1 pseudogene is annotated in these 257 nt (G+C 28.8%); it reads right to left on the reverse strand.

Annotation, left to right across the window (positions count from 1 at the left end):
* Window positions 1-133 precede the first annotated feature (133 nt).
* Window positions 134-257, reverse strand: a pseudogene (locus tag SSIN_RS11155) (IS110 family RNA-guided transposase); the annotation flags it as partial.

Here is a 257-nt window from a genome sequence, read left to right on the forward strand (position 1 = left end):
AGGCATTCTATGTAAAAAGTCAAGAATAATTTTTTAAAATATCAATTATTTTTTACAGATATTTAGAAAAATGATTGCATGCGAAAAGACCTGCTAAAAGCAAGTTTTTAAAATAATTCGTGACTTTATCGCCTTACCTTAGTTTAGTTTCATCAAATTGTTGATTGGTTTTAAGAAGATGGAAAATGATACGAGTTAATTTTTTAGCGACATGTGTCACGGCTACATTGTAGTGTTTTCCTTGACTAATTTTCAGC

Source organism: Streptococcus sinensis (assembly GCF_000767835.1).
In the GTDB taxonomy this organism is placed as follows: Bacteria; Bacillota; Bacilli; order Lactobacillales; family Streptococcaceae; genus Streptococcus; species Streptococcus sinensis.